The following is a 25,799-nucleotide window of genomic DNA, read 5'->3' as shown; positions in this document are numbered from 1 at the left end:
GCCCGGGACAAGATCGCCCGGGGCACGGTCCTGGACGCGTACCCGACCGCAACCGGCTCAATCCCCCCAGGCCCCTCGGTCGAGCGGACGACACTCCAACGCGCCCTCCCGCACGCCTCCCCGCCCGTCCGGCTCCACCCGATACAGACGCGCGCTTCCCACCCGGGTCACCGTCTCCGTGGGACGACCGTCCGTGAACAGGGCGCCCGTCCCGTCATCGAGGGCCCACCCGGCGGGCAGCACCTGGTCGGCGACGGCCGCTCGGTACGAGGGGCGACGGCCCGGTTCGCTGTCGTAGTGGGGGCAGAGCGAGCCCTGGAGCAGGCCGAGCCCGTCCGTCAGCGGGGCGAGGGGACCGAAGGAGTCGGTGTGGGAGGCCTCGGCCCAGCAGTTGGCACCGGCACTCATTCCGCACAGCAGGGTGCCTCGGTCGTAGGCCTCGCGCAGCAGCCGGTCCACGCCGTGCACACGCCACACCGCGAGCATGTTCGCCGTGTTGCCACCGCCCACGTACACGACGTCCTGGGAGAGCACGAAGGTGCGCAGCGCCTCGTCGTCCAACTTCCTCGCGAACAAAGGCAGTACCGACGGTTCGCAGTCGTGGCGGGTCCGGAAGACGTGGAGGAAGCGCTCCGAGTAGCCGGGGGAGTCTCCGCTCGCGGTGGGCAGGAAGCACACTTTGGGGTGCGGAGCGCGGGCATGCCCGAGCAGCCAGTCGTCCAGCAGTCCGTCCTCGTCGAGCGTGAAGCCCCCGCCGAGCAGGGCGATGCGGTGCGGGACAACGGTCGCCACGGAAGCGCCTCCTGAGCGGAAGAGATGCCGGGCACCACCGTGCGGTGCTCAGCCGAACTCGACGGTCAGCCTGAAGTGTTCGGGATCCAGCAGGCTGACCACATGTTCCACGAAGGAGTCGTCCGCCGCCCGGCTGGTGCGGCGCGCGTCGAGGAACCAGTCCCCCGGCGACCGCCGCAGCAGCTCAGCCTCGCGCGCGTCTATCCGCCGCCCGCCCAGCCGCTGTTCGCCGTGGTCGGGACGCAGCCCGGCCCTCCCCATCACGTCGGTGAGCGAATCCGCCTCCAGACCGCGCTCCGGCAACTCCCTGATCCCCGGCACGGGCGGCAGAAAGCTGCGTTCGTACGACACCACCACGTCGTCGGCGACCAGCTCACGGGTCCGTTCCACGCACACGAACTCCGGCTCGGGCAGGCCGAGTTCGGCGGCGAGCGGCTCCTCGCGCACGCCCCGCACCGCCACCGTGCGCACCCGCGTGTCGATGCCCTGGGTGGCGAGGGCGCGCGCCCAACCGAGTCGGTCGTCCAGCGGGCGGCCGTCGAAGAGGACGTAGGAGCCCTTGCCGGTACGGGTGGCGATCAGTCCGGCCTCGCTGAGTTCGGCGAGGGCCGCGCGGACCGTCGTACGACTGACTCCGAACCGCTGGGCCAGGGCGTGTTCGCCGGGAAGTTGTTCTCCCGGCGGGCGGCGACCGCTGCGGATCTCCTTGGCCAGGACCTCGGTGATCCGCTGGTGCTTGAGGCGGACTTCGCTCATCGGGCCGCCGCCTCAAGCAGTTCGGCGACGGTCGTCACCCGGATCAGGGGGCGGTAGAGGTCCATCACGTGCAGGGCCTTGGCGTGCGAGTCGTCGTCCACACCCGCGCAGGCGTCGGCGGCGACCAGTACCTCGATGCCGGCGTCGGCGGCGGCGAGGGCCGTGGACAGGACGCAGCAGTCGGTGCTGACGCCGGCCAGGACCAGCCGGCCGTCCCGTTGTGCGTGCCGGGCGAGTTCGGGGCCCCACTTGCCGAAGGTCGTGGCGGTGACGACGTGGCCCGGGTGACCGGCGAAGTCGTCGGTCAGATCCCACAGGGGATCGTCCGGCGGTCGGAGCGCGAAGGGCCACTGCTCGTAGTACGCGCGCCAGGCGCCCTCGGGTTTCGTGGGGGCGACGAAGCGGGTGAAGGCCACCCGGTCGCCGAACGCCGGCAGCAGACGTCGTACGCCCGCCGCGGCCTCGGCGTACCGCGGGGTCGCCCACGGGCTGTCGGGTTCGCCGAAGACGCGCTGCATGTCGATGACGGTGAGCAGGCCGGTGTCCGCGGCAACTCGGCCGACAGGGCGATCGGTCATGCGATCGGCACCCCCTCCCCGGCCGCCGGGCTCGGTGCCAGCGCCTCCTGTGCGTGGACGCGGGCGCGGCCCAGGGCCAGGGTGCCGAGGAAGCCGACGGCGAGGGCGACGAGGACGCCGAGGTTGGCGTACGCCCAGGCGCCGGACTTGCCGCCGAGGCCGAACGGGTCGAGCAGGTAGCCCTGCCAGTCCAGCCAGCTCGCGGCGGCGTTGGTGACCAGGCCCCAGCCCAGCGCCGTGGCGACCAGGGTGAGGAGCAGCGGGGTGAGGGACACGTCGCCGTAGCGGCCGGCCGGGCGGTAGAGGTCGCCCTCGTCGTAGTCCCGGCGGCGCAGGAGCAGGTCGGCGAGCATGATGCCGCACCAGGCGGCGATGGGGACGCCCAGCGTGGTCAGGAAGCCCATGAACTGGCCGAGGAAGTCGTCGGCGACGAAGACGATGTAGATCGAGCCCGCGATCATCAGGACGCCGTCGACCAGCGCGGCCAGGTAGCGGGGAATGCGCAGGCCCGCGGAGAGCAGGGCGAGACCGGAGGAGTAGATGTCGAGGACGGCGCCGCCGACCAGGCCCAGCACGGCGACCACGGCGAAGGGGACCAGGAACCAGGTGGGCAGGATGGTGGTGAGGGCGCCGATCGGGTCGGCGGCGACGGCCGCGTTGAGCTTGGTCGAGGAGCCGGCCAGCAGCAGGCCGAAGACCAGCAGGAACAGGGGGGCCACCGAGGCGCCGAAGGTGGTCCAGCCGATGACGCCCCGGCTCGACGAACTCCTCGGCAGATAGCGGGAGTAGTCGGCGGCGGCGTTGACCCAGCCGAGCCCGAAGCCGGTCATCATGAAGACGAGCGCGCCGATGAACTCCTGGGCGGAGCCCGCCGGGAGGGCGCTCACGGTGTGCCAGTGGATGTGGTCGGCGACCAGCGCGATGTAGACGACGGTGAGCACCCCCGTGACGACGGTGATCACGGTCTGCAGCCGCATGATGAGGTCGAAGCCCATCACACCGCCGATGACGGTGAGCGCGCCGACCACGATCAGGGCGACGACCTTGGTCTCGGTGCCGCCGCCCCAGCCGAGCCGTCCGAAGACGGTGGCGGTGGCCATGGTGGCCAGCGAGCACAGGACGGTCTCCCAGCCGACGGTGAGCACCCAGGAGAGCGCCGACGGCAGCCGGTTGCCCCGCACGCCGTAGGCGGCGCGGCTGAGCACCATGGTCGGCGCCGAGCCGCGCTTGCCCGCGACGGCGATGAATCCGCAGAGCAGGAAGGAGAAGACGATGCCGATGACGCCGGCGATCAGCGCCTGCCAGAAGGAGATCCCGAAGCCGAGCGCGAAGGCGCCGTAACTCAGGCCCAGAATGGAGACGTTGGCACCGAACCAGGGCCAGAACAGCGTCTTCGGGGTGCCTTTGCGCTCGTCGTCCCCGATCACGTCGAGCCCGTGGGTTTCCACCTGGAGCTGTCGGCCGGAGGATCTGTTGTCGGTGGAGTCCAGCGAATCGGCCATCGTCGACCTACCTGTCTAGACGTGTTGAGTCGAGGCTAGGTCGGGCGGATGGGGGCGTCAAGACAGGAACGGTCGCCGCAGGACCTCAGCGCGCCCAGAAGGGCAGCGGCGGGCACACGTTGGCGCAGGTGTAGGAGCCGGGCATGAGCAGCCCGGCGTCGTCCTCGTTGTTGTCGCCGCCCGCGAAGTAGACCTCGGGGACCCAGCCCCAACGGCCGTTGTCCGCCATGGTGCTGCCCCACCAGTAGTTCTCGGCGGACCCGTCCCGGAAGGTCTGGCCCTTCATCTCGGTGACGAACCAGTTGGCCGCGCCGCCCTGTTCGAGGTAGCCGACGACGGGTGCGCCCGGCGAGCGCGTCGCGTAGACGGGCACGTGGCCCCGGGTGAGGTTGCAGTAGCGGACCTCGGTGTTCGGCCAACTGCGGCCGGTACCGGGGTCGGTGAGGTTGCGCTTGGTGGGGCTGTGACAGGGGACGTTGTCGGTGGCGTGGGCGGCGGGGGCGGTCAGGACCGCGAGGCCGGCGAGCGCGAGGGCGGCGGTGACGAGTCCGCGCTTGAAGTGGATCATGCAAGCGAGAACGACCGGTTCCGGGCGATGGTCACGCCCGGAACCGGGACGACGGGCAGGTCGGATCAGATGGAGTCAGGTCGGATCGGTCGGGTCCGGTCGCTCAGGCCGTGGTCTCGGGGCGGCCCGGCACGGCCCACTGGGTGTGGAAGGCGCCGGGACGGTCGGTACGGCCGTACGTGTGGGCCCCGAAGTAGTCGCGCTGGCCCTGAAGCAGGGCGGCGGGCAGGCGGTCGGCGCGCAGGGTGTCGTAGTGGGCGAGCGCGGCGGAGAAGGCCGGGACCGGGACGCCGCGCCGGGCGGCCGAGGCGACGGTCTCCCGCCAGGGCACCTGCGCGTCGGTGATCTCCATCGCGAACTCCATCTCGCCGAGCAGGCTGACCAGGTCCCGGTCGGCCGCGTAGGCGGCGCGGATGCGGTCGAGGAAGGAGGCGCGGATGATGCAGCCGCCGCGCCAGATCCGGGCGACCGTGCCGAGATCGATCTTCCAGCCGTACTCGGCGGCGGCGTCCTGGATCATCTTCCAGCCCTGGTCGTAGGCGATGACCTTCGACGCGTACAGGGCGTGCTCGACCTGGGAGGCGAAGCGCTCGGCCTCGGTGCGGCTGAGCTTGGGCCGGGTGCCGCCCGGCAGGCCCGCGTAGGCGGCGCGCAGTTCGCTCTGCCCGGAGGCGGCGCGCGCGAAGGTGGCCTGGGCGATGGCGGTGACCGGTGAGGCCAGGTCGAGGGCGGTCTGCACGGTCCAGCGGCCGGTGCCCTTCTGCCCGGCGGCGTCGGCGACCACGTCGACGAAGGGGGCGCCGGTCTCCGCGTCCACGTGCGCGAGCACTTCGGCGGTGATCTCGACCAGGTACGAGCCGAGCCGGCCCTCGTTCCAGCGCCGGAAGATGTCCGCGATCTCGGCCGGGGCGTACCCGGCGACCTGGCGCAGTAGATCGTAGGCCTCGGCGATGAGCTGCATGTCGGCGTACTCGATGCCGTTGTGGACCATCTTCACGAAGTGCCCGGCGCCATCGCTGCCGATGTAGGCGGCACACGGCTCGCCGTCGACGTACGCGCTGATCTTCTCGAACATCGGCCCGAGGACGGCGTACGACTCCGCCGAGCCGCCGACCATGATCGACGGTCCGTGCAGCGCGCCCTCCTCGCCGCCGGAGACGCCGGTGCCGACGAAGTGCAGGCCCCGGTCGCGCAGGGCGGCCTCGCGGCGGCGGGTGTCGGCGTAGTGGGCGTTGCCGGCGTCGATGATCATGTCGCCGGACTCCAGCAGCGGGGCGAACTCGTCGATGACCGCGTCGGTCGCGGATCCCGCCTGCACCATGACCATCAGCCGCCGGGGGCGCTCCAGCGCGGCCACGAACTCCGCGGCCGTCTCGGCGGGGACGAACGCGCCCTCGTGACCGAACTCCTCCATGAGCGCGTGCGTGCGGCCCGCGGAGCGGTTGTGGACGGCGACGGTGTAGCCGTTGCGGGCGAAGTTCCGGGCCAGATTGCGGCCCATCACACCGAGGCCGGTCACGCCGATGGCTGCGCTTGCGTTCATGCTCTGTCCCTTGGATCGGTCCGGTGACGGTCTCGGGGCGGGGGCCCCGTCCCCCGCAGGTACGCAGCGGCGGCCGGATCGTCTCGATTCCGACCGGAACCCCCGCCTGAAGGACCGGACGAGCAGGGGTTTAGCATATGAGCGCCACCTAGCTCGAAAGAGAATCCTGTGACTGTCAACGACGACTCGTTCACCAACTGGAAGACCCGCGAGGAGACCGCGGAGTCGATGATCCCGATCATCGGGAAGCTGCACCGCGAGCGGGACGTCACCGTGCTGCTGCACAGCCGTTCCCTGGTGAACAAGTCGGTGGTGAGCATCCTCAAGACCCACCGCTTCGCCCGGCAGATCGCCGGCGCGGAACTCTCGGTCACCGAGACGCTGCCCTTCCTGCGCGCCCTGACCACGCTCGACCTCGGTCCCTCGCAGATCGACATCGGCATGCTCGCCGCGACCTACCGCGGTGACGAACGCGGCCTGACCGTCGAGGAGTTCACCGCCGAGGCCGTCGCGGGTGCCACGGGCGCCAACAAGATCGAGCGCGGCGAGGGGCGTGACGTCGTCCTCTACGGCTTCGGCCGCATCGGGCGCCTGGTCGCCCGGCTGCTGATCGAGAAGGCCGGCTCGGGCAACGGTCTGCGGCTGCGCGCCATCGTGGTGCGCGGCAGTGGCGGACGCGCCTCCGAGGATCTCGTCAAGCGGGCCTCGCTGCTGCGCCGGGACTCGATCCACGGCCAGTTCCAGGGCACGATCACGGTCGACGAGGCGAGCGGCACGATCTTCGCCAACGGCAACGCGATCAAGGTGATCCACGCCGACGACCCGTCCGAGGTCGACTACACGGCGTACGGCATCAAGGACGCCATCCTCATCGACAACACCGGCAAGTGGCGTGACCGCGAAGGCCTTGCGCAGCATCTGCGCCCCGGCATCGACAAGGTCGTGCTGACCGCGCCGGGCAAGGGCGACGTCCCGAACGTCGTGCACGGCGTCAACCACGACACCGTCAAGCCGGACGAGCGGATCCTGTCCTGCGCGTCCTGCACCACCAACGCGATCGTGCCGCCGCTGAAGGCGATGGACGAGGAGTTCGGGGTGGAGCGCGGCCATGTGGAGACCGTGCACTCCTTCACCAACGACCAGAACCTGCTGGACAACTACCACAAGGCCGACCGCCGGGGCCGCTCCGCGCCGCTCAACATGGTCATCACCGAGACCGGCGCCGCCTCCGCCGTCAGCAAGGCGCTGCCCGACCTCAAGGCGCGGATCACGGGCAGCTCGATCCGGGTCCCGGTGCCGGACGTCTCGATCGCGATCCTCAACCTTCAGCTCTCCCGCGAGACGTCCCGCGAGGAGGTCCTCGACCACCTCCGCGAGGTCTCGCTGACCAGCCCGCTCAAGCGCCAGATCGACTTCACCACGGCCCCCGACGCGGTCTCCAGCGACTTCATCGGCTCGCGCCACGCCTCGATCGTCGACGCGGGCGCCACCAAGGTCGAGGGCGACAACGCGATCCTCTACCTCTGGTACGACAACGAGTTCGGTTACTCCTGCCAGGTCGTCCGGGTGGTCCAGCACGTCTCCGGCGTCGAGTACCCGACGTTCCCGAGCCCGGCGGTCTGACCTCGGCGTCTGACCTCGCACCCGTCCGGTCAAGGGTCGGTAATGACCGCTTGACCGGACATGCGCGGGGCATGAATGTGGCCTCAGAGGCGGATCCACACTCTGGAGGCGTCATGACCACATCAGCAGAGCCCAGGGTGTCGGGTCTTGAGACCCGCTCCATCGACTACGTCCCGCTCGACGAACGCCACGGCAAGCTGTGGCACCTGGGCCCCCTGTGGTTCATGTCGAACGCGCAGATCGCCACCCTCGCCGTCGGCCTGATCAGCATCACCGAGGGCGGCAACCTCATCTGGTCGCTCATCGCGATCGTCGCGGGCACCGTCATCGGCACCTTCTTCATGGCCTTCCACTCGGCCCAGGGCCCCCAGCTGGGCCTGCCGCAGATGATCCAGTCGCGACCCCAGTTCGGCTATGTCGGCGCCCTGCTGGTGTGGCTCTTCGCGTACGTCCAGTACGCGGGCTTCAACGTCTTCAACACCATCCTGGCGGGCGAGGCCCTGCACACCACGGTGCACGGCGGCGTGAAGCCGTGGGTGGCCGCGGTGACCGTGGTCGCCCTCGTCATCGCGCTGGTCGGCTACGACGTCATCCACAAGGCCGAGCAGTTCCTGACATACACCTTCCTGGTCGTCTTCGGCATCTTCACCGTCGGCGTCCTGGTCACCCTGCACTACCCGGCGGGCTCCTTCGACCTCGGCGCCTTCAAGTGGACGCCGTTCCTGGCCCAGTTCGGTGTGGTCGCCGGCTACCAGATCAGCTGGGCGATCTACGTCTCCGACTACTCGCGCTACCTCCCGCCGGGCGTGACGGTCCGCAAGACCTTCTACTGGACCTACTTCGGCTCGGCCCTCGGCGGCATCTGGCTGATGGTCCTGGGCACGCTGCTCGCGGCCTGGGCGGGCAAGGACTTCGACACGGTCGCCTCGATCAACGCGGCCGGCGACAAGGTGTTCAGCGGCTTCGGCGCGATCGTGCTGCTGTTCGCGGCGCTCGGCCTGATCTCCGTCACCGCCCTCAACATGTACGGCGGTTCGCTGACCCTGATCAGCGCCATCGACTCCTTCAAGAAGGTGCGCCCGACGGTCGGCGTCCGCCTGCTCACCATCGGCCTCACCGCGGCCCTCTCGCTGGCCGGCGCGATGGCCGCGACCTCCGACTTCCTCACGAACTTCAACAACTTCCTGCTGCTGGTCCTCTACCTCTTCATCCCCTGGACCGCGGTGAACCTCATGGACTACTACATCGTGCGCCGCGGCCACTACGCCATCGCCGAGATCTTCAACCCCCATGGAATCTACGGGCGTTGGGGCTGGCACGGGATCATCTCGTACCTGGTGGGCTTCGTGGTCATGATCCCGTTCTTCTCCGTGGGCACGCTCTACACCGGGCCGATCGCCGACGCGCTCGACGGCGCCGACATCTCCCTGTTCGTCGGACTGCCCGTCTCCGCGATCCTCTACTGGTTCCTGACCCGGTCGATCGACGTGGACGCCGAGACCCGGCTGGCCGAGGCGGAGGCCGCGGAACTGGAGCGGTCCGCGCACGAACACCGCGAGCCCTGACGGCTACAGCGCCGGGACCGTCCCCTCCCCTGCGGCGGCCGCACGGGGTCCCTGCGGGTGCCGCAGCGGTACGACGCCCACACAACGGCCGTCCTCGTCGGCCTGAAGTGATCGCCTCCCTCCTCGCGCTTTCTCCGGCCGCCCACCTGCGCGACCATTGACGTACCGGTCCGCTCCAGGCGGCGGATCCGAGGGGCAGGTGGGAGCGGGCTCGATGCCGATGCGCGAACTGGGCGTGGACGACACCCTGGGCATCCTCGGACTGCCGTGGGTGCGTCCGCGGCGGACCAGCGCGGGGCTCGGCTGGCAGGGGCTGTATCTCTCCACCCAGGACGAGCTCCCGTACCGCAAGGCCTTCGACGGGGCGCCCAGCCATCTGCTGATCCTGCACCTGGACGGCCCCGTCACAGTCCGCCGCGGGCGCCGCGGCCTCACCGAGGTCAGCCGCGTCCCACCGGGCGGCCTGTTCCTCCACCCCGCCGAGACGACTCTGGACGTCGAACTCGGCGGCCCGCTCAAGACCGTGCACGTGTACGTCGCCGACGACATCCTGCGCGCGGCGGTCGGCGAGGACCACGGGCCGGTGCGCCTCAACGAGGAACTCGGCGTCACCGACCCGCTGTTGGAGCAACTGGTCCTGGCCCTGGACGGCGTGGTCCGCGAGGGCGCCCCGGCCGGCCGCACGTACGCGGACCAACTGGTGCTCACACTCGCCGGTCAACTGGCGTGGCGGCACAGCAACGTAGGCCGTGTCAACGGCGAACAGCGGCCGAGGGCAACTGGATTGACGGATCGTCAGTTCATGGCTGTACGCGACCTGATGGAGGCGCGGCTCGCGGAGCCGCTGCCGCTCACGGAGCTCGCCGCGGCGGCGGGTCTCGGCGTCAGCCGGTTCGCGCGTGCCTTCAAGGACCGGGCGGGACGCCCGCCGCACCGCTATCTGATGCGGCTGCGCGTCGAGCGGGCCGCCCGGCTGCTGCGCACCGGGACCCAGCCCATCGCCGAGATCGCGGCCGTCTGCGGCTTCTCCCACCAGGAGCACCTCACCCGGGTGCTGCGCGCACAGCTGGGCACGACTCCGGCGGCCCTGCGCCGGGAAGGCTGACCGGCCGACCCCGCGCCGCGACGACTGCCCGTCCGGCGCGTCTTTCGTGCAGCGCCCGGCACGTTTCGTGCAGGCGCGCCCGGCCGAGGGTGGCGATACTCCTCGACAGGGGTGCAGCGCCGTACCCCGGAGTCACGCACATCGGAGAGCCGCATGCGGGAGTTCGTCCACTCCGGTCATTTGGTGAGGACCGTCTTCGGGACGGGGACCCTGGGACGTCTGCGCGAGGAGGCCGAGGCCCTGGGCCGCACCCGCGCCTTGATCCTGACCACACCGACACGGACGGCCCTGGTCGAGCAGGCGAGGGAAGCCCTCGGAGCGCTGACCGCCGGAGAGTTCACCGGGGCCAGGATGCACACGCCGGTGGACGTCACCGAGCGCGCCCTTGAGGCCGTACGGGAGACGGGCGCCGACTGCCTGGTCGCCCTCGGCGGCGGCTCGGCCGTCGGCCTCTCCAAGGCCCTCGCCGTGCGCACGGGACTCCCCCAGGTGGTCGTACCGACCACGTACGCGGGCTCGGAGGCCACTCCCGTCCTCGGCGAGACACGCGACGGCGTGAAGACCACCCGCTCCGCCCCCGAGATCCGCCCCCGAACGATCCTCTACGACGTCTCCCTCACCCTCAATCTGCCCGTCCGCACCTCGGTCACCAGCGGCGTCAACGCCATGGCGCACGCCGTGGAGGCGCTGTACGCCCCGCAGCCGGACCCGATCACGGACGAGCTGGCGCTGCGCGCGATCCGGCTGCTCGCCTCGGCGCTGCCCCGAATCGCCGCCGATCCCGGCGACGGCGAGGCGCGCGCCGACGCGCTGGAGGCGGCCTGGCTGGCCGGCACCTGCCTGGGCACCGTCGGCATGGGCCTACACCACAAGCTGTGCCACACCCTCGGCGGCTCCTTCGGCCTGCCGCACGCCGACACGCACACCGTGGTGCTGCCGCACGCGATGGCCTACAACGCGCCCGCCGCCGAGGACGCGATGCGCAGGATCGCCCGCGCACTGTCCGGGCCGGGCTCAGGACCCGCCCCGGACGCGCCCACCGCCGTGTACGACCTGATCACCGCGCTGGACGGCCCCCGCTCCCTGCGCGACCTCGGCATGACGGCCGAGGACCTCCCCCGCGCGGTCGAACTCGCCACCGCCACCCCGTACCCCAACCCACGCCCGGTGACGGCGGACGGGATCGCCGCCCTGCTCCAGGACGCCTGGTCCGGTCACCGGCCGCCGCCCGGCGACCCCCTCGCCGCCCAACTGCACACCCTGCTCGGCGAGGTCACGTCCAGCTTCGACCGCGCGCCCGACCCGCGCACCCGGCAGCTGCTCACCGACCTGGTCCGCCATCTGCACGGCTTCGCCGCCGACAACGACCTGACCCAGGCCGAGTGGAACCTGGCGATCGAATTCCTCACCCGCACCGGCCACTTGAGCGGCCCCACCCGGCAGGAGTTCATCCTCCTCTCCGACACCCTCGGCGTGTCCAGCGCGGTGGACGTGCTCACCAACTCCCGTACCGCCGAAGCCACTCCGTCCGCCGTGCTCGGCCCCTTCTACGTCGAGGGCCCGCCACCGCGGGCGCACGGGGACGACATCGCCGCCGGCCTCGACGGAGCGCCGCTGTACGTGGACGTGCGGGTCACGGACATCGAGGGCGCGCCGATCGCCGACGCGGTGGTGGACGTCTGGCAGGCCAACGCCGACGGCTTCTACGACGTCCAACTCCCGGACCAGGACGGGCCGGTGCTGCGCGCGCGGTTCCACACCGACGCCGACGGCGGGCTCGTCTTCTGGTCGCTCGTACCGGTTCCGTACCCCATCCCGGCCGACGGTCCGGTGGGTCGGCTCCTGGACGCCACCGCCCGGCACCCCTTCCGCGCACCGCACGTCCACTTCATGATCGGCGCACCCGGCCGCAAGACCCTGATCACCCAACTCTTCGTCGCGGGCGGTCAGTACATCGACGACGACACGGTCTTCGGCGTGAAGGACGCGCTCGTCGTGGACTACCCCGAGCAGAAGGGCCCGACCCCCGACGGCCGTGCCGTCGACGGCCCCTGGCACCGCCTCACCTACACCTTCCGCCTGGCCCCGGGCGCGTAAGCCTCCGTATCGACCCCGCAGGACTCGACCTCGCAGGAGACGACAGACACCATGAGCCGCGCAACCACCTACGACACCGACGTCCTGGTCGTCGGCAGCGGCCCGGCCGGCGGGACGGCCGCGCTGCTGCTCGCCAGTTACGGCATACGGGTCACGATGATCAACAAGTACGGGTGGGTGGCCAACACCCCCCGCGCCCACATCACCAACCAGCGCACCCTGGAAGTCCTGCGCGACCTGGGCGTCGAGGAGGAGGCGCTCGCCGCCGGAACTCCTCAGCACCTCATGGGCGACACGGTCTTCTGCACGTCGATCGCGGGCGAGGAGATCGCCCGGATCCGTACCTGGGGCACCGGCGACGACCGGCTCAGCGAGTACACGGCCGCCAGCCCGTCCCCCATGATCGACCTGCCCCAGACCTACATGGAGCCGCTCCTGGTCTCGAACGCGGCGGCGCGCGGCGCCAAGGCCCGCTTCGACACCGAGTTCCTGCGCCTGGAGCAGGACGAGGACGGCGTCACCGCGTATCTGCGCGACCGGGTGCGCGGCGACGAGTTCACCCTGCGGGCCCGCTATCTGATCGGCGCGGACGGCGGCCGCAGCCTGGTCGCCGAGCAGATCGGGCTGCCGATCGCCGGTCAGGAGGGCAAGGCCGGCAGCATGAACATCGTGTTCCGGGCCGATCTGTCCGCCCATGTGGCACACCGCCCCAGCGTCCTGTACTGGGTGATGCAGCCCGGCGCCGAGACCGGCGGCATCGGCATGGGCCTGGTGCGCATGGTCCGCCCCTGGGACGAGTGGCTGCTGGTGTGGGGGTACGACATCGAACGGCCGCCGCCGGAGGTCGACGAGGCCGAGGCCCGCCGGATCGTGCGCGACCTCGTGGGCGACCCCGCACTGGACGTGGAGATCACCTCGACCTCCCTGTGGACGGTCAACCACAGCTACGCCACCGCCTATTCGGCCGGCCGCGTCTTCTGCGCGGGCGACGCCGTGCACCGCCACCCGCCGTCCAACGGCCTCGGCTCCAACACCTCGATCCAGGACTCCTTCAACCTGGCCTGGAAGCTCGCCATGGTGATCCGCGGCGAGGCAGGACCCGGCCTGCTGGCCACCTACAGCGCGGAACGGGCCCCGATCGGCAAGCAGATCGTGGACCGCGCCAACCTCAGCCGCGACCAGTTCGGGCCGATCTTCGAGGCGCTGGGCATCGGCGGCGGCAGCGACGCCGACGGCATCGAGCGCGCGCTGGAGGCCTGCCGCACCCAGGACGCGGCGGGCGCCAAACGCCGGCGCGAACTGGAGCGGGCGGTGGAGCTCAAGAACTACGAGTTCAACGCGCACGGCGTCGAGCTCAATCAGCGCTACTCCTCCTCCGCCGTCCTGGACGACGGGGGACCGGACGAAGTCTGGCCGGACGACCGGGAGTTGTACCACCGGCCCACCACCCGCCCCGGGGCGAAGATCCCGCACAGCTGGCTGATCGACTCCTCCGGCCACCGCGTCTCCACCCTCGACCTCATCGGCAAGGGCGCCTTCTCTCTTGTCACCGGAGTGTCCGGCGGAATCTGGGCGGACGCCGTACGAAAGGCCGTGGCCGAACTGGGCGTGCCCCTGCGCCTGGTCCGCATCGGCGCCGAGGGCGCCAGGGACGCGTACGGCGACTGGTACCGGCTCAGCGAGATGGAGGAGGACGGCGCTCTGCTGGTGCGCCCTGACGGGTACATCGCGTGGCGGCGTACGTCCCCGCCGGCGGACGCGGCCGACGCGGGCGCGGAGTTGACGCGGGCACTGAAGTCGGTCCTGGACCGCTGACGGCGCAGGAATCTCTCCGTAGGCCCCCCGCACCCCCCTCGCAACCGCCGCAACGCGAACGTCCGGGCCGGCCCCCGTGGGCCGGCCCGGACATCAGGCTGTCATGACCGCCGCAGCGGTCGGACGGGGTCTCAGACGAGGTCGAACCGGTCCAGGTCGGAGACCTTGGTCCAGGCGGCGACGAAGTCCTTCACGAACTTCTCCTTCGCGTCGTCGCTCGCGTAGACCTCGGCGAGCGCGCGCAGCTCGGAGTTCGAGCCGAAGACCAGGTCGGCACGGGTGCCGGTCCACTTGACGGCACCGGAGGCGTCGCGGCCCTCGAAGGTCTGCTGGTCCGAGGAGGTCGACGACCACGTGGTGCCCAGGTCGAGCAGGTTGACGAAGAAGTCGTTCGTCAGCGTGCCGACCCTGTCGGTGAGGACACCGTGCGTGGACTGACCCTGGTTGGCGCCCAGGACGCGCAGGCCGCCGACAAGGACGGTCAGCTCCGGGGCGGTCAGCGTGAGCAGGTTCGCCCGGTCCAGCAGCAGGTACTCGGCGGGGAGGCGGTTGCCCTTGCCGAGGTAGTTGCGGAAGCCGTCGGAGGTGGGCTCCAGCGCGGCGAACGACTCGACGTCCGTGTGCTCCTCGGTCGCGTCGACACGGCCCGGCGTGAAGGGGACCTCCACGTCGACGCCGCCGTCCTTGGCGGCCTTCTCGACCGCGGCGGCACCGCCGAGGACGATCAGGTCGGCCAGGGAGACCTTCTTGGCACCGGAGTTGAACTCCTGCTGGATGCCTTCGAGGACCCGCAGCACCTGAGCGAGCTGGTCGGGGTCGTTGGCCTCCCAGCCGCGCTGCGGCTCCAGACGGATGCGGGCACCGTTGGCGCCGCCACGCTTGTCGCTGCCGCGGAAGGTCGAGGCGGACGCCCAGGCGACGGACACGAGCTGCGGGACGGTCAGGCCGGAGGCGAGGATCTTCGCCTTCAGGGCCGTGACGTCGGCGGCGTCGATCGCCTCACCCTCGGCCTGCGGCAGCGGGTCCTGCCACAGCATGGTCTCGGCGGGGACCTCCGGGCCGAGGTACAGGGACTTCGGGCCCAGGTCACGGTGGGTCAGCTTGTACCAGGCGCGGGCGAAGGCGTCCGCGAACTCGGCCGGGTTCTCGTGGAAACGCTTCGAGATCTCACCGTAGATCGGGTCGAAACGCAGCGCGAGGTCGGTGGTGAGCATCGTGGGCAGCTTCTTGGCGTCGCTGTGGGCGTCCGGGATGATCGGCTGCGCGTCCTTGGCCACCCACTGGTTGGCGCCGGCGGGGCTCTGGGTCAGCTCCCACTCGTAGCCGAAGAGGATGTCGAAGAAGTCGTTGCTCCACTGGGTGGGCTTGGTGGTCCAGGTGACCTCGAGGCCGGAGGTGATCGCGTCGCCGCCCTTGCCGGTGCCGTAGGAGGACTTCCAGCCCAGGCCCTGCTGCTCGATGGACGCGGCCTCGGGGTCGTCGCCGACCGCGTCGGCCGGACCGGCGCCGTGGGTCTTGCCGAAGGTGTGGCCACCGGCGATGAGGGCGACGGTCTCCTCGTCGTTCATCGCCATGCGGCGGAAGGTCTCACGGATGTCGCGGGCCGCGGCCAGCGGGTCCGGGTTGCCGTTGGGGCCCTCGGGGTTGACGTAGATGAGGCCCATCTGGACGGCGCCGAGCGGGTTCTCCAGCTCGCGGTCGCCGGTGTAGCGCTGGTCGTCGAGCCAGGTGGTCTCGGGACCCCAGTACACGTCCTCGTCGGCCTCCCAGACGTCGGCGCGGCCGCCGCCGAAGCCGAAGGTCTCGAAGCCCATCGTCTCCAGCGCCACGTTGCCCGTGAGGATCAGCAGGTCGGCCCAGGAGATGGACTGGCCGTACTTCTTCTTGACCGGCCACAGCAGACGGCGGGCCTTGTCGAGGTTGCCGTTGTCCGGCCAGCTGTTCAGCGGCGCGAAGCGCTGCTGGCCGCGGCCGCCACCGCCGCGGCCGTCGCTGATGCGGTAGGTGCCGGCGCTGTGCCAGGCCATCCGGATCATCAGCGGGCCGTAGTTGCCGAAGTCCGCCGGCCACCAGTCCTGCGAGGTGGTCAGCACCTCGGCGATGTCCTGTTTGACGGCCGCGAGGTCGAGGCCGGCGAACGCCTCGGCGTAGTCGAAGTCCGCACCGAGCGGGTTGGCGACCACCGGGTCCTTGGCGAGGATCTTCAGGTTGAGGCGCTCCGGCCACCACTGACGGTTACCGCCGCCCTGGGTCGGGTGCGGGGCGCGCCCGTGCGCGACGGGGCAGCCCCCGGCGTCCTCCGACTTCGCGTCCGTGACGATTGCGTCGTGGTTCTCAGACATGGGAATCCTTCCGAACTGGGTGAATCGCGTTGCTCAGGAGCTGGGGGCGTTGATACAGGCGGGGCACAGACCCCAGTAGATGACCTCGGCCTCGTCGATCGAGAAGCCGTGGTCGTCGGACGCGGTCAGGCAGGGGGCGTCGCCGACGGCACAGTCGACATCGGCGACGGCGCCGCACGACCGGCACAGAAGGTGGTGGTGGTTGTCTCCCACGCGCCCCTCGAACCGGGCCGGGCTGCCGGCGGGTTCGATACGGCGTATGAGTCCCGCCGAGGTGAGCGCGTGAAGTGCGTCGTACACGGCTTGTACGGAAATGTGGCCCACGCGCTCGCGCACCCCGGACGCGATCGCCTCGACCCCGAGGTGATCACCGCCCCGGACGGTCTCGAGCAGCGCGACGCGAGCGGCCGTCACCCGCAGGCCGGCACCGCGCAGCTCGTCTGCGGTGGTCGGAGGCTGGGATGCGGTCATGACGCCAACCTACCGGCACAAACACTAATGATTCAAGAAAACGAATCGTGCAAGTTAAGTGTCGCGCCGGACAACGGTCAGGACTGTGCCACGCGGACCCTGGCGTTGCACGCACACAGCGGTGGGCGTGGCGGGTTCGCTTCCGGTGCAGATGGTTCAAGCTGGTGGTCATCTGCGTACGAGATGGCCGGGACGGGACAGCCGAGGAGGACGCCATGGACCTGCGTCAGATGGAGGTCGTCGTCGCGGTGGCCGAGGAGGGCGGGTTCAGCGCGGCGACCCGGCGGCTGCATGTGGTGCAGTCCGCGGTCTCCAGCACGGTCCGGGCGCTGGAGCGCGAACTGGGCGCGCCGCTGTTCCAGCGCACCACCCACCGGGTGTCGCTGACCCCCGCGGGGCACGCCTTCCTGCCGGCCGCCCGCGCCACCCTGCGCGCCGCCGAGGAGGCCAGGACCGCGGTCGACCTCGCCCAGGGAGAACTGCGCGGTGAGCTGACGATCGGGGTCATGCAGGGCCTGTACGGCGGTGCCGAGGCGCTGGCCGGCTTCCACCGGGAACACCCGGGCGTGGTGGTACGGCTGCGCCAGGCCCCGGCCGAGGACATCCCGCAGGCCCTGCGCGACGGCACCGTCGACCTGGCCGTGGCCGCGTTGGACGCGCCGCTGCAGCGCGGTCTGACAACACGGCTGCTCTCACGGGAGGAGATGGTCCTGGTGACCGCCCCGGCGGCGGACGACCTGCCGCCCGAGGGCCCGGTGACGCTCACGGAGGCGGCTCGGCTCCCGCTGGTGGACTTCTCGCCCGGCTGGGCGGTCCGGCACGCGGTCGACAGGGCCTTCCGCGCGCTGTCCCTGGAGCACACGGTCACCTTCGAGGTGAACGACCTGCTGGCGGCCACCGACCTGGTCCGGCACGGCCTCGGGGTGTGCATCATGCCGCCGTCCCTGGCGTCCCGGTTCCCCGACCTCCGGGTGCGCCCCTTCACCGGACAGGCACCCTCGTGGTCGGTACGCGTGGTCCACCCGCGCGGGGACCTGCCGCCCGCCGTGGCCGCACTCCTGCGCCACATCACGCGGCGGTGACCCGGCCGGGTCGGGTCGGCGGCCGGGTCGACCTGGGCGACTCCCCCGGTTACTCGGGCCAGTCCGAGCCCTTGATGACCTCGACGAAGTCCCCGCGCACGAAGCCGGGCGAGAAGTGGGCCAGCACGTCCGCCTTGACGTTGCCGAAGGTCGTGTCGGGGCGGTCCTCGATGCCCTCGGTGAAGGCGGCGAGGATGCGGTTCTTGAAGTCGGGGCGGGGGTGGGCCGCGACGACGGCCGCGCGCTGCTCGTCGGAGACGGCGTGGTAGCCGATCCCCAGGACGTCCAGTTCCACACCGCGGGTGACCAGGGCCACCTCGGGCGCCATGTGCAGCGGGATCTCCGGGGTGGTGTGCAGGGCGATCGCCGTCCAGACCCGGTCGGCCGGCTCGCCGTCGACGCCGTGCGCGCGCAGGAAGCGGCGGGCCTCGTCGGCGCCGTCGATCTCGAACCGCTGGTCGGTACGGCGGAACCGCTCGGTCAGCCCCAGATCGTGGAACATCGCGCCCACGTAGAGCAGTTCGGGGTCGAAGGACAGCCCCTGTTCCCGGCCGCGCAGCGATCCGAACAGGAACACCCGCCGGGAGTGGTCGAACAGCAGGGGTGAGGCGACGTCCCGCACCAGTTCGGTCGCCTCCCGTGCCAGTGCGCTGTCCGGGATCCGTACGTCCGCGATCGTTTCGCTCATGATGCTGCCTTTCTCACTCCGTCGGTCGGTGACCTCCTTCAGAGTCGCGCGGTGACCTATCCTGGCGCCGTGTCCTCACAGCCGTACAACCCACAGATTCAGACATGACGCATCGGGTCGCCTTCCTCGTGTTCGACGGTGTGACGCTGCTGGACGTCAGCGGTCCGCTGGAGGTGCTGATCAAGGCCGGACGGCCTGATCCCCGCTACGAGCCCGTCCTGGTCTCCCCGCGCGGGGGTGATGTCACGACGGCCTCCGGCGTGGTGCTGGCGCGGACGCTGACGGCCGCGGACGCGGGACCGGTGGACACGCTCGTGGTCGCCGGGGCCGACCGGCTCGCCGTGCCACCCGTCGAGGAGGAGCTGCTGGCCGCGGCAGCGGTCCTCGCCGAGCGCGCGTCGCGGGTCGCCTCGGTGTGCACCGGCGCCTTCGTCCTCGCCGAGCTGGGTCTGCTGGACGGACGCAGGGCGACCACCCACTGGCGGCAGGCCGAGGCGCTGGCCCGGCGCCACCCCCGGGTGCGGGTCGAACCGGACGCCCTCCATGTCCGGGACGGCCACTACCTCACCTCCGCGGGTATCAGCGCGGGCATCGATCTGGCCCTCGCCCTGGTCGAGGACGACCATGGGGCGGACGCGGCCCGGGAGGCGGCCCGCGAACTGGTCGTCTTCATGCAACGCCCGGGCGGGCAGTCGCAGTTCTCCACGGCGCTGATGACCCCGCCGGCCCGCAGCGACCTGCTGCGCACCCTGACCACGGCGGTGCTGGCCGACCCCGGCGCCAACCACAGCCTGCCCGCCATGGCCGCGTCCGCCGCCGTCAGCACCCGGCACCTGACCCGGCTGTTCCAGACCGAACTGGACACCACCCCCGCCCGCTGGGTCGAGCGCGTCCGCCTCGACCGCGCGCGCCAACTCCTCCTCGACGGACACAGCGTGACCTCGGCCGCGCAGCGCAGCGGGCTCGGCAGCGACGAGACCCTCCGCCGCGCCTTCGCCCGCCACCTGGGCACCACCCCTACCGAGTACCGCAGGCGCTTCGCCACCACACACCCGCAGCCGTCATAGGGCCGCCAGAAGGCCGTCAGAGGGCAGCTGTTAAGGGCGGCACCGCCCTCACGTCACTCCGAACTCGCGGGCTCGAACCAGGTGGGTTCGTCGGACAGCGCCTGCTTGATCCGGAAGTGGTGGTAGTCGGTCAGCTCGGGCAGGTCGTCCAGCGCGAACCAGCCGACCGCCAGGGACTCGTCGTCGTTCACCCGGGCCTCGCCGCCGAGTGAGCGGCAGAGGAAGGAGAGGTCCATGAACTGGCAGACGTCACCGGTGGGGTAGGTGACCTGCCGCCCGGACCGCACCGCGACCAGCCGCTCGACGGCGACCCGGACGCCCGTCTCCTCCTCCACCTCCCGCGCGATGGCGACCGCGGGCTGCTCACCGGGATCGGGGATGCCGGAGATCAGCGCCCATCGGTGATTGTCGGCGCGCTGCCCGAGCAGGACCCTGCCCTCGTCGTCGAAGACGACGGCGCTGACGCCGGGCAGCCACAGCAACTGGTGACCGGCCGAGGCACGGATCTCACGGATGAAGTCAGGAGTAGCCATGTCCCCGACCCTAACCGGGAGTTGATGCCCCTCCCGCGCCGAGCGGGGAGCATGTGCCCGGCGTACGGCTACGCGTCACCGGCGCGTCGCCCGCGCACACCGGAGGCGATCGCCCAGCCCAGTCCGCCCGCGGCGATCAGCACCAGCGCGATCTCGGGCAGGATGCCGAGCCGGGTGGCCGGCGTCTGCGACGAGCGCAGCGGAACCTTCTGCACGAGGTGGTCGGCGACGAACATGCCGGTCTTCTGGGTGATCTTCCCGTCCGGCATGATGATCGCGCTGACGCCGCTGGTGACGGGCACGGTGACGGTCCGGCTGTGCTCGACCGCCCGCACCCGGGACATCGCGAGCTGCTGGTAGGTCATCTCGCTGCGGTCGAAGGTGGCGTTGTTGCTGGGTACGGAGATGATCTGGGCGCCGTCGGTGACCTCGGAGCGCACGGCCCAGTCGAAGGCGGCCTCGTAGCAGGTGACCAGCCCGACCTTGGTGCCTGCCATGTCGAACACGCCCGGCTTGGTGCCCCGGCTGAAGTCCTGGCGGACCATCGAGGTCCAGTCGCTGTTGATCGCGCCGATCAGGGAGCGCAGCGGCAGGTACTCGCCGAAGGGCTGGATCTGCCGCTTGTCGTAGGTGTCGGTGGGGCCCTGCACCGGGTCCCACAGGATCTGCTCGTTCCAGAGCTTGCCGTCGCGCTCGACGACGCCGCCGACCGAGATGGGGACGCCGATCGCCTTCGCCGCCTTGTCGATGACGGCGCGCGCGTCGGCGTTGGCGAACGGGTCGACGTCGGAGGAGTTCTCCGGCCACAGCACGAAGTCCGGCTTGGCGATCTTGCCGGCCCTGACCTCGGCGGCCAGGCGTTCCGTCTCACGCGCGTGGTAGTCGAGCACGGCCCGCCGCTGGGCGTTGAACTCCAGTCCGGCGCGCGGCACATTGCCCTGGATGACCGCGACGGTCGCGTAGCCGTCCTCGGCCTTGTCGCTGACCAGCGTGCGCGCCGCCAGCGCGCCGACCACCGGCACGGCCACACTCAGCAGGGCCACGGCCGCTGCGGACCGCCGTACGGTCCGGGTGCGCCGGCCGTCGATGCCGAGCCGTACCGCCTCGTAGAGGCCGAAGCCGCACAGGACGACGGCGAAGCTGAGCACCGGGGTGCCGCCCACCGCGGCGAGCGGCAGGAAGATGCCGTCGGCCTGGCCGAACGCGATCTTGCCCCAGGGGAAGCCGTGGAAGGGCACACGCGCGCGTGCCGCCTCGCCCGCGATCCACAGGGCGGCCGCCCACAGGGGCCAACCAGGCAGCTTCGACACGGCGGCGACTCCCATGCCGACCAGCGCGACGAAGACCGCCTCGGCCGCGACCAGCGCGAGCCACGGTCCGGGGCCGACCTCCACGCCCGTCCACACCAGCAGCGGCAGCAGGAAGCCCAGACCGAAGAGGTAGCCGAGACCGAACGCGGCCTTCCAGCCCCGGCCGCGCAGCACCCAGCCGAATCCCGCGAAGGCCGGCAGGGCCAGCCACCACAGGGTGCGTGGCGGGAAGCTGACGTAGAGCAGCACTCCGGAGAGCGCGGCGACGAGGGCCGGGACGAGGCGTACGAGCCGTGCCACGCCTGACGCGCGCGTGGTCTCGGGCTGCGACGTGTCCGACTCGTCCACGGAGGTTGCGGTGGCGGTCACTCGGGGAGTGTACGGCGGGTGACCTTGGCGCCGACAGCGCGGTCCGGATGGCGGCACCGGGCGTCACCAGGCGCGACCCCCGAATCGTTCGTGCACATCTCTGCCCAACTCATCCACAAAACGTCCATCAACCGTTACGGTGTGCCGGAGCCTCCGTCAACCGCCGGATGACGGGCCGAGCGAGGTCCGGGGGCGCTGACCGGGTGGGGGCTGGGTGGGTTCCACTGGGATGACGTCTGTGGCCGGTCCTGGGGAGGACGGCGAGAGACGAAACGTTTCGGACGCGGCGGGCGTGGTGGTACTGGGGGCCTGTGCCACCTGGTCCCTGATCACGGCCGGCGCTCATGACGGCCGCCCCGAGGGCGTGCTGCTGGCGATCCTGGCCGTGGCCGCCGGCTATGCCGTGGGGCGGATCTGCGGGGCGCTGGTGCCGGTCGCCGCGCCGTGCGCGGGAGCGCTGGCCGGGGTGGTGCTCCTGGTGGCCGTGCCCCATCTCGCACCGGGCCCGCAGATCGACGCCCCGCTCGGGCACGCCGGTGCCACCGCCGCCCTGCTGACGCTGTGCACCGGTGCCGCGTGCTGTGCGGCCTGGGCGGCGCAGGCGCCGGGCGTACGGTTCGCCCTGGGCACGCTGGGCGCGGGGATCACGGTGACCGCGGCCGTCGTCGGCTCGACCACCGGATTCATCACCTGCACCGGCGTCCTGCTCTGCTCACTGGCCGCCGGCCGGATGCGCGGCCGGGGTCTGGGCATCGTGGGACTGGCCCTGGCCGCGGCGTTGGTGACCGGTCTGGTCTGGGCGCTCGCCGGCAACGCGGTGCCCGAGGGCCTGGACGACTCGCTGGCGGCCCAGTTGACCGGGCACCGCATCGAGCTGTGGCACGACGCGTTGGAACTGGCCCGCCACAACGCGGGCCTGGGCGTCGGCCCGGGCCGTTTCGGCGAGTTGAGCACGACGGCGACCCGCACGCTGCTCTCGGACGGCAAGCCGCACTCGGCGCCCCTGCAACAGGCGGCGGAGGAGGGCGTGGTGGGCGTCGCCCTGCTGGCGGCGGCCTTCTGCTGGGTGCTGTACGCGCTGTGGCGCTCGCCGCGCCCCACGCCGGTCGTGCTCACGGCGGGCGCGGCCCTGACCGGCCTCGCGGCCATCGCCTCCATCGGCAACGCCCTGAGCTTCACCGCGGTGTCGGTCGGCGCGGGCCTGCTCGCAGGCCTGGCCACCGCGAGACCCCTCGCCGACGACTCACCGCACCGGGAGACGCAGGTACGCGGACACCGTGACCGGCTGACGCCCGACTGACCTTGGAGTTCGGCCGTTCGCGCTCAGCGCGTCGAGCCGGGCCGCAGACTGTCCTTGATGGCCCGTACGGCCGCCTCCGCGTTGTCCACGGTGATCGTGAACGTATGACCGTCCCACAGGCTCAGGACGACGCCCTCACCGCGGCGTACGACGACGGCGGTGCCCTTCTCGGGCCGCCAGCGGTAGCCCCAGCCGCCCCACTGACGCGGGGTGACGTGCGCGTCGAACTCCGCGCCCGCCACGTGCGAGAGCGGGATACGGCGGCGCGGCACACCGATGTGGCCGCAGCGCACTTCGAGGGACTCCTTGTCGAGCTTCAGGTCGACGTGCACGAAGGCGAGGGTGCCGAAGATCACCAGCAGTCCGGCCGCGATGCAGCCGACGACGGCCATGGCGAGCGGCGCGACGCCGGACTTCCAGGCGGAGTCGACGGCGAGCTCGATGCCGAGCGCCAGACAGGCCGCACCGCCGAGTGCCAGCAGCCACTGGACCCGGTTGGTGGCGCGTCCGGTCCACAGGTCGGGGTGCTGGGTCTTCTCGGGGTGGGGGTGGTCCCTCATGCCTACGAGATTACTCAGGTTTCGGTGCACGGGTACCGGGTCGCGGAGAGTTACTCCGCCGACCGGGCGGCAGATGGACCGAAGCCGTCCGTTTCGTGCCTGTCGGTCACCGCGCCGGGCTGACCGTCCGGAGCAGCCGGCCTTCCGCGTAGGCGAGGGCGGGCGCGGGCAGCGCGCCTTCCCGTCCGCTCAACAACACCGTCAATGTGCCGGTGGCCGGGGCCTCGGGGGCGGCCTGCTCGCCGATCCGGCGCAGCGCCTGGGCCGCCACGGCGCCCGCGGAGCCGTGCAGGACGAGCCGCGGGCGGTCGGGGCGCTGGACGGCGGCGCGGATGCGCTCGCCGACGAGTTCGTAATGGGTGCAGCCCAGGACGACGGTCGTTACCTCGGGCGGGGTGAGCGCGGCGGCCGCGGCGACGGCGGCGTCGATCGCCTCCTCGTCCGCGTGCTCCACGGCCTCGGCGAGCCCGTGGCAGGGCACCTCGGTGACCGGCACGCCGTCGGCGAAGTCCGCGATGAGATTGCGCTGATAGGGGCTGCCGGTAGTGGCGGGGGTGGCCCAGATCGCGAAGGGTCCGCCGCCGGCCGCGGCCGGCTTGATCGCCGGGACCGTGCCGATCACCGGGATCCCGGGTTCGAGGCGGGCGCGAAGCGCGGGCAGGGCGTGCACGGTCGCGGTGTTGCAGCCGACGATCAGGGCGGCGGGCCGGTGCGCGGCGGCGGCCTCGGCGACGGCCAGGGCGCGCTCGGTGAGGTCCTCGGGGGTCCTGGGTCCCCAGGGCATGCCGTCGGGGTCCAGGGAGAGCACGAGATCGGCGTCGGGTCGCAGCTGCCGTACCGCGGCGGTGGCCGCCAGCAGACCGATTCCTGAGTCCATCAGCGCGATCTTCACCCGGCCACGATAGACGATGGGCCTCTTCGGGCCGGTGGGGTGGGGCAGACTGCGCGGGTGAGCGCCATCGCGTGGATTGCCGTCGTATCACTCGCCGCCTGGCTCTGGTTGCTGCTCTGTCAGGGCTTCTTCTGGCGCACGGACATCAGGCTGCCGCGCCGCGAGGACCCGGACGTGTGGCCGTCGGTCTGCGTGGTCGTCCCCGCGCGCGACGAGGCGGCCGTCCTGCCCGCGAGCCTGCCGTGGCTGCTCGCGCAGGACTATCCCGGGCGGGCGGAGATCTTCCTCGTCGACGACGGCAGCTCGGACGGCACGGGCGACCTGGCTCGCGAACTCGCCCGCACGCACGGCGGGCTGCCACTGACCGTGGACTCCCCCGGCGAACCCCCGGCGGGCTGGACGGGCAAGTTGTGGGCGGTGCGCCATGGCATCGGTCTGGCACGCGCGCGTGGACCCGAGTACCTGTTGCTGACGGACGCGGACATCGCGCACGCGCCCGACAGCCTGCGGGAGTTGGTCGCCGCCGCCCGCACCGGCGGCTTCGACGTCGTCTCGCAGATGGCGCGGCTGCGGGTGGAGAGCGTGTGGGAGCGGCTGGTGGTGCCGGCCTTCGTCTACTTCTTCGCGCAGCTGTATCCGTTCCGCCGCATCGGCGGCGCACGCACGCGTACGGCGGCCGCGGCGGGCGGCTGTGTGCTGCTGCGCGCCGAGACCGCCGAGCGGGCGCGGATCCCCGACGCCATCCGGCACGCGGTCATCGACGACGTCGCGCTCGCGCGGGCGGTCAAGGGCGGGGGCGGCCGGATCTGGCTCGGCCTTGCCGAGCGGGTCGACAGCGTGCGGCCGTACCCGCGCCTGCACGACCTGTGGCGGATGGTCTCGCGCAGCGCGTACGCGCAGTTGCGGCACAACCCGCTGCTGCTGCTCGGTACGGTCCTGGGCCTGGCGCTGGTCTATCTGGCGCCGCCGGTGACGCTGATCGCGGGCGCGGCCGGCGGGGACACCATCGCCGCTCTCGCCGGCGGTCTGGCCTGGCTGGTGATGACGGGCACGTACGTCCCGATGCTCCGCTACTACCGCCAGCCGCTCCGGCTCGCTCCCCTGCTGCCGTTCACCGCGTTCCTCTACCTCCTCATGACGGTCGATTCCGCGGTGCAGCACTACCGGGGGCGCGGTGCGGCCTGGAAGGGCCGCACGTACGCGCGTCCGGACGCCGTCCCCGACGAGCACGCCCTGTGACG

22 protein-coding genes are annotated in these 25,799 nt (G+C 71.6%); 9 read left to right on the top strand and 13 right to left on the bottom strand.

Annotated features, from left to right (window positions below; translation table 11 throughout):
* Positions 1 to 57 precede the first annotated feature (57 nt).
* The 6 genes from ACIQI8_RS24640 to gndA form a co-directional block, all read right to left on the bottom strand.
* The gene (locus ACIQI8_RS24640) at positions 58 to 792 is read right to left on the bottom strand and encodes a Type 1 glutamine amidotransferase-like domain-containing protein (RefSeq protein ID WP_402354545.1); all 735 of its coding nucleotides are present in this window, start codon (positions 790 to 792) and stop codon (positions 58 to 60) included.
* Positions 793 to 840: 48 nt separating this feature from the next.
* Entirely contained in the window at positions 841 to 1,548 is a 708-nt protein-coding gene (locus ACIQI8_RS24635) for a GntR family transcriptional regulator (protein WP_402354543.1), read from the bottom strand.
* Positions 1,545 to 2,126, bottom strand: a complete 582-nt coding sequence (locus tag ACIQI8_RS24630) for a cysteine hydrolase family protein (RefSeq protein WP_402354541.1) — start codon at positions 2,124 to 2,126, stop codon at positions 1,545 to 1,547. The genes ACIQI8_RS24635 and ACIQI8_RS24630 overlap by 4 nt, the downstream gene beginning before the upstream one ends.
* Positions 2,123 to 3,628, bottom strand: coding sequence for a purine-cytosine permease family protein (locus tag ACIQI8_RS24625; protein ID WP_402354539.1), 1,506 nt, complete (start codon positions 3,626 to 3,628; stop codon positions 2,123 to 2,125). The genes ACIQI8_RS24630 and ACIQI8_RS24625 overlap by 4 nt, the downstream gene beginning before the upstream one ends.
* 85 nt (positions 3,629 to 3,713) lie before the next feature.
* Positions 3,714 to 4,196, bottom strand: a complete 483-nt coding sequence (locus ACIQI8_RS24620) for a hypothetical protein (RefSeq protein ID WP_402354537.1) — start codon at positions 4,194 to 4,196, stop codon at positions 3,714 to 3,716.
* A 103-nt stretch (positions 4,197 to 4,299) separates the two neighbouring features.
* Complete coding sequence (gndA, locus tag ACIQI8_RS24615) at positions 4,300 to 5,739, bottom strand: NADP-dependent phosphogluconate dehydrogenase (protein ID WP_402354535.1); 1,440 nt, start codon at positions 5,737 to 5,739, stop codon at positions 4,300 to 4,302.
* A 168-nt stretch (positions 5,740 to 5,907) separates the two neighbouring features.
* On the opposite strand from gndA, the gene ACIQI8_RS24610 reads away from it, so the two are divergent.
* The 5 genes from ACIQI8_RS24610 (at position 5,908) to ACIQI8_RS24590 (ending at position 13,944) form a co-directional block, all read left to right on the top strand.
* Entirely contained in the window at positions 5,908 to 7,362 is a 1,455-nt protein-coding gene (locus tag ACIQI8_RS24610) for a glyceraldehyde-3-phosphate dehydrogenase (RefSeq protein WP_402354533.1), read from the top strand.
* Positions 7,363 to 7,475: 113 nt separating this feature from the next.
* Positions 7,476 to 8,927, top strand: coding sequence for a purine-cytosine permease family protein (locus ACIQI8_RS24605; protein ID WP_402354531.1), 1,452 nt, complete (start codon positions 7,476 to 7,478; stop codon positions 8,925 to 8,927).
* A gap of 214 nt (positions 8,928 to 9,141) precedes the next feature.
* Entirely contained in the window at positions 9,142 to 10,032 is an 891-nt protein-coding gene (locus ACIQI8_RS24600; RefSeq protein ID WP_402354529.1) for a helix-turn-helix domain-containing protein, read from the top strand.
* Between the two features lie 153 nt (positions 10,033 to 10,185).
* On the top strand, positions 10,186 to 12,129 hold the full coding sequence (locus ACIQI8_RS24595) for a maleylacetate reductase and hydroxyquinol 1,2-dioxygenase domain-containing protein (protein WP_402354527.1): 1,944 nt from the start codon (positions 10,186 to 10,188) through the stop codon (positions 12,127 to 12,129).
* 51 nt (positions 12,130 to 12,180) lie between these two features.
* Entirely contained in the window at positions 12,181 to 13,944 is a 1,764-nt protein-coding gene (locus ACIQI8_RS24590) for an FAD-dependent oxidoreductase (RefSeq protein ID WP_402354525.1), read from the top strand.
* Between the two features lie 131 nt (positions 13,945 to 14,075).
* Here ACIQI8_RS24590 and katG read toward each other — a convergent pair whose 3' ends face one another.
* Positions 14,076 to 16,286 (bottom strand): catalase/peroxidase HPI, encoded by a 2,211-nt coding sequence (katG, locus tag ACIQI8_RS24585; RefSeq protein WP_402354523.1) that lies wholly within the window; start codon positions 16,284 to 16,286, stop codon positions 14,076 to 14,078.
* A gap of 33 nt (positions 16,287 to 16,319) precedes the next feature.
* A complete protein-coding gene (locus ACIQI8_RS24580; protein ID WP_402354521.1) occupies positions 16,320 to 16,757 on the bottom strand; it encodes a Fur family transcriptional regulator in 438 nt (145 codons plus the stop codon).
* Between the two features lie 215 nt (positions 16,758 to 16,972).
* On the opposite strand from ACIQI8_RS24580, the gene ACIQI8_RS24575 reads away from it, so the two are divergent.
* Positions 16,973 to 17,839, top strand: coding sequence for a LysR family transcriptional regulator (locus ACIQI8_RS24575; protein ID WP_402354519.1), 867 nt, complete (start codon positions 16,973 to 16,975; stop codon positions 17,837 to 17,839).
* A 49-nt stretch (positions 17,840 to 17,888) separates the two neighbouring features.
* Here ACIQI8_RS24575 and ACIQI8_RS24570 read toward each other — a convergent pair whose 3' ends face one another.
* A complete protein-coding gene (locus tag ACIQI8_RS24570) occupies positions 17,889 to 18,527 on the bottom strand; it encodes an HD domain-containing protein (RefSeq protein ID WP_402354517.1) in 639 nt (212 codons plus the stop codon).
* Positions 18,528 to 18,631: 104 nt separating this feature from the next.
* On the opposite strand from ACIQI8_RS24570, the gene ACIQI8_RS24565 reads away from it, so the two are divergent.
* A complete protein-coding gene (locus ACIQI8_RS24565; RefSeq protein WP_402354515.1) occupies positions 18,632 to 19,594 on the top strand; it encodes a GlxA family transcriptional regulator in 963 nt (320 codons plus the stop codon).
* A gap of 53 nt (positions 19,595 to 19,647) precedes the next feature.
* Here ACIQI8_RS24565 and ACIQI8_RS24560 read toward each other — a convergent pair whose 3' ends face one another.
* Both ACIQI8_RS24560 and lnt read right to left on the bottom strand, forming a co-directional pair.
* Complete coding sequence (locus tag ACIQI8_RS24560) at positions 19,648 to 20,127, bottom strand: NUDIX hydrolase (RefSeq protein ID WP_402354513.1); 480 nt, start codon at positions 20,125 to 20,127, stop codon at positions 19,648 to 19,650.
* A gap of 68 nt (positions 20,128 to 20,195) precedes the next feature.
* Entirely contained in the window at positions 20,196 to 21,806 is a 1,611-nt protein-coding gene (lnt, locus tag ACIQI8_RS24555; RefSeq protein ID WP_402354511.1) for an apolipoprotein N-acyltransferase, read from the bottom strand.
* Positions 21,807 to 22,035: 229 nt separating this feature from the next.
* Between lnt and ACIQI8_RS24550 the strand changes: the two genes are divergently transcribed.
* Positions 22,036 to 23,106 (top strand): O-antigen ligase family protein, encoded by a 1,071-nt coding sequence (locus ACIQI8_RS24550; protein ID WP_402354509.1) that lies wholly within the window; start codon positions 22,036 to 22,038, stop codon positions 23,104 to 23,106.
* Positions 23,107 to 23,129: 23 nt separating this feature from the next.
* Here ACIQI8_RS24550 and ACIQI8_RS24545 read toward each other — a convergent pair whose 3' ends face one another.
* Positions 23,130 to 23,666 (bottom strand): hypothetical protein, encoded by a 537-nt coding sequence (locus tag ACIQI8_RS24545; RefSeq protein ID WP_402354507.1) that lies wholly within the window; start codon positions 23,664 to 23,666, stop codon positions 23,130 to 23,132.
* A 106-nt stretch (positions 23,667 to 23,772) separates the two neighbouring features.
* A complete protein-coding gene (locus tag ACIQI8_RS24540) occupies positions 23,773 to 24,558 on the bottom strand; it encodes a glutamate racemase (RefSeq protein WP_402354505.1) in 786 nt (261 codons plus the stop codon).
* Positions 24,559 to 24,615: 57 nt separating this feature from the next.
* Between ACIQI8_RS24540 and ACIQI8_RS24535 the strand changes: the two genes are divergently transcribed.
* Positions 24,616 to 25,797, top strand: a complete 1,182-nt coding sequence (locus ACIQI8_RS24535) for a glycosyltransferase (protein WP_402354503.1) — start codon at positions 24,616 to 24,618, stop codon at positions 25,795 to 25,797.
* Positions 25,798 to 25,799: the final 2 nt, after the last annotated feature.

The organism is Streptomyces sp. NPDC092369 (genome assembly GCF_044755245.1).
Taxonomy (GTDB): domain Bacteria; phylum Actinomycetota; class Actinomycetes; order Streptomycetales; family Streptomycetaceae; genus Streptomyces.
Note: the sequence above shows the minus strand (reverse complement) of the source record. Positions and strands in the feature narration are given on the sequence as shown.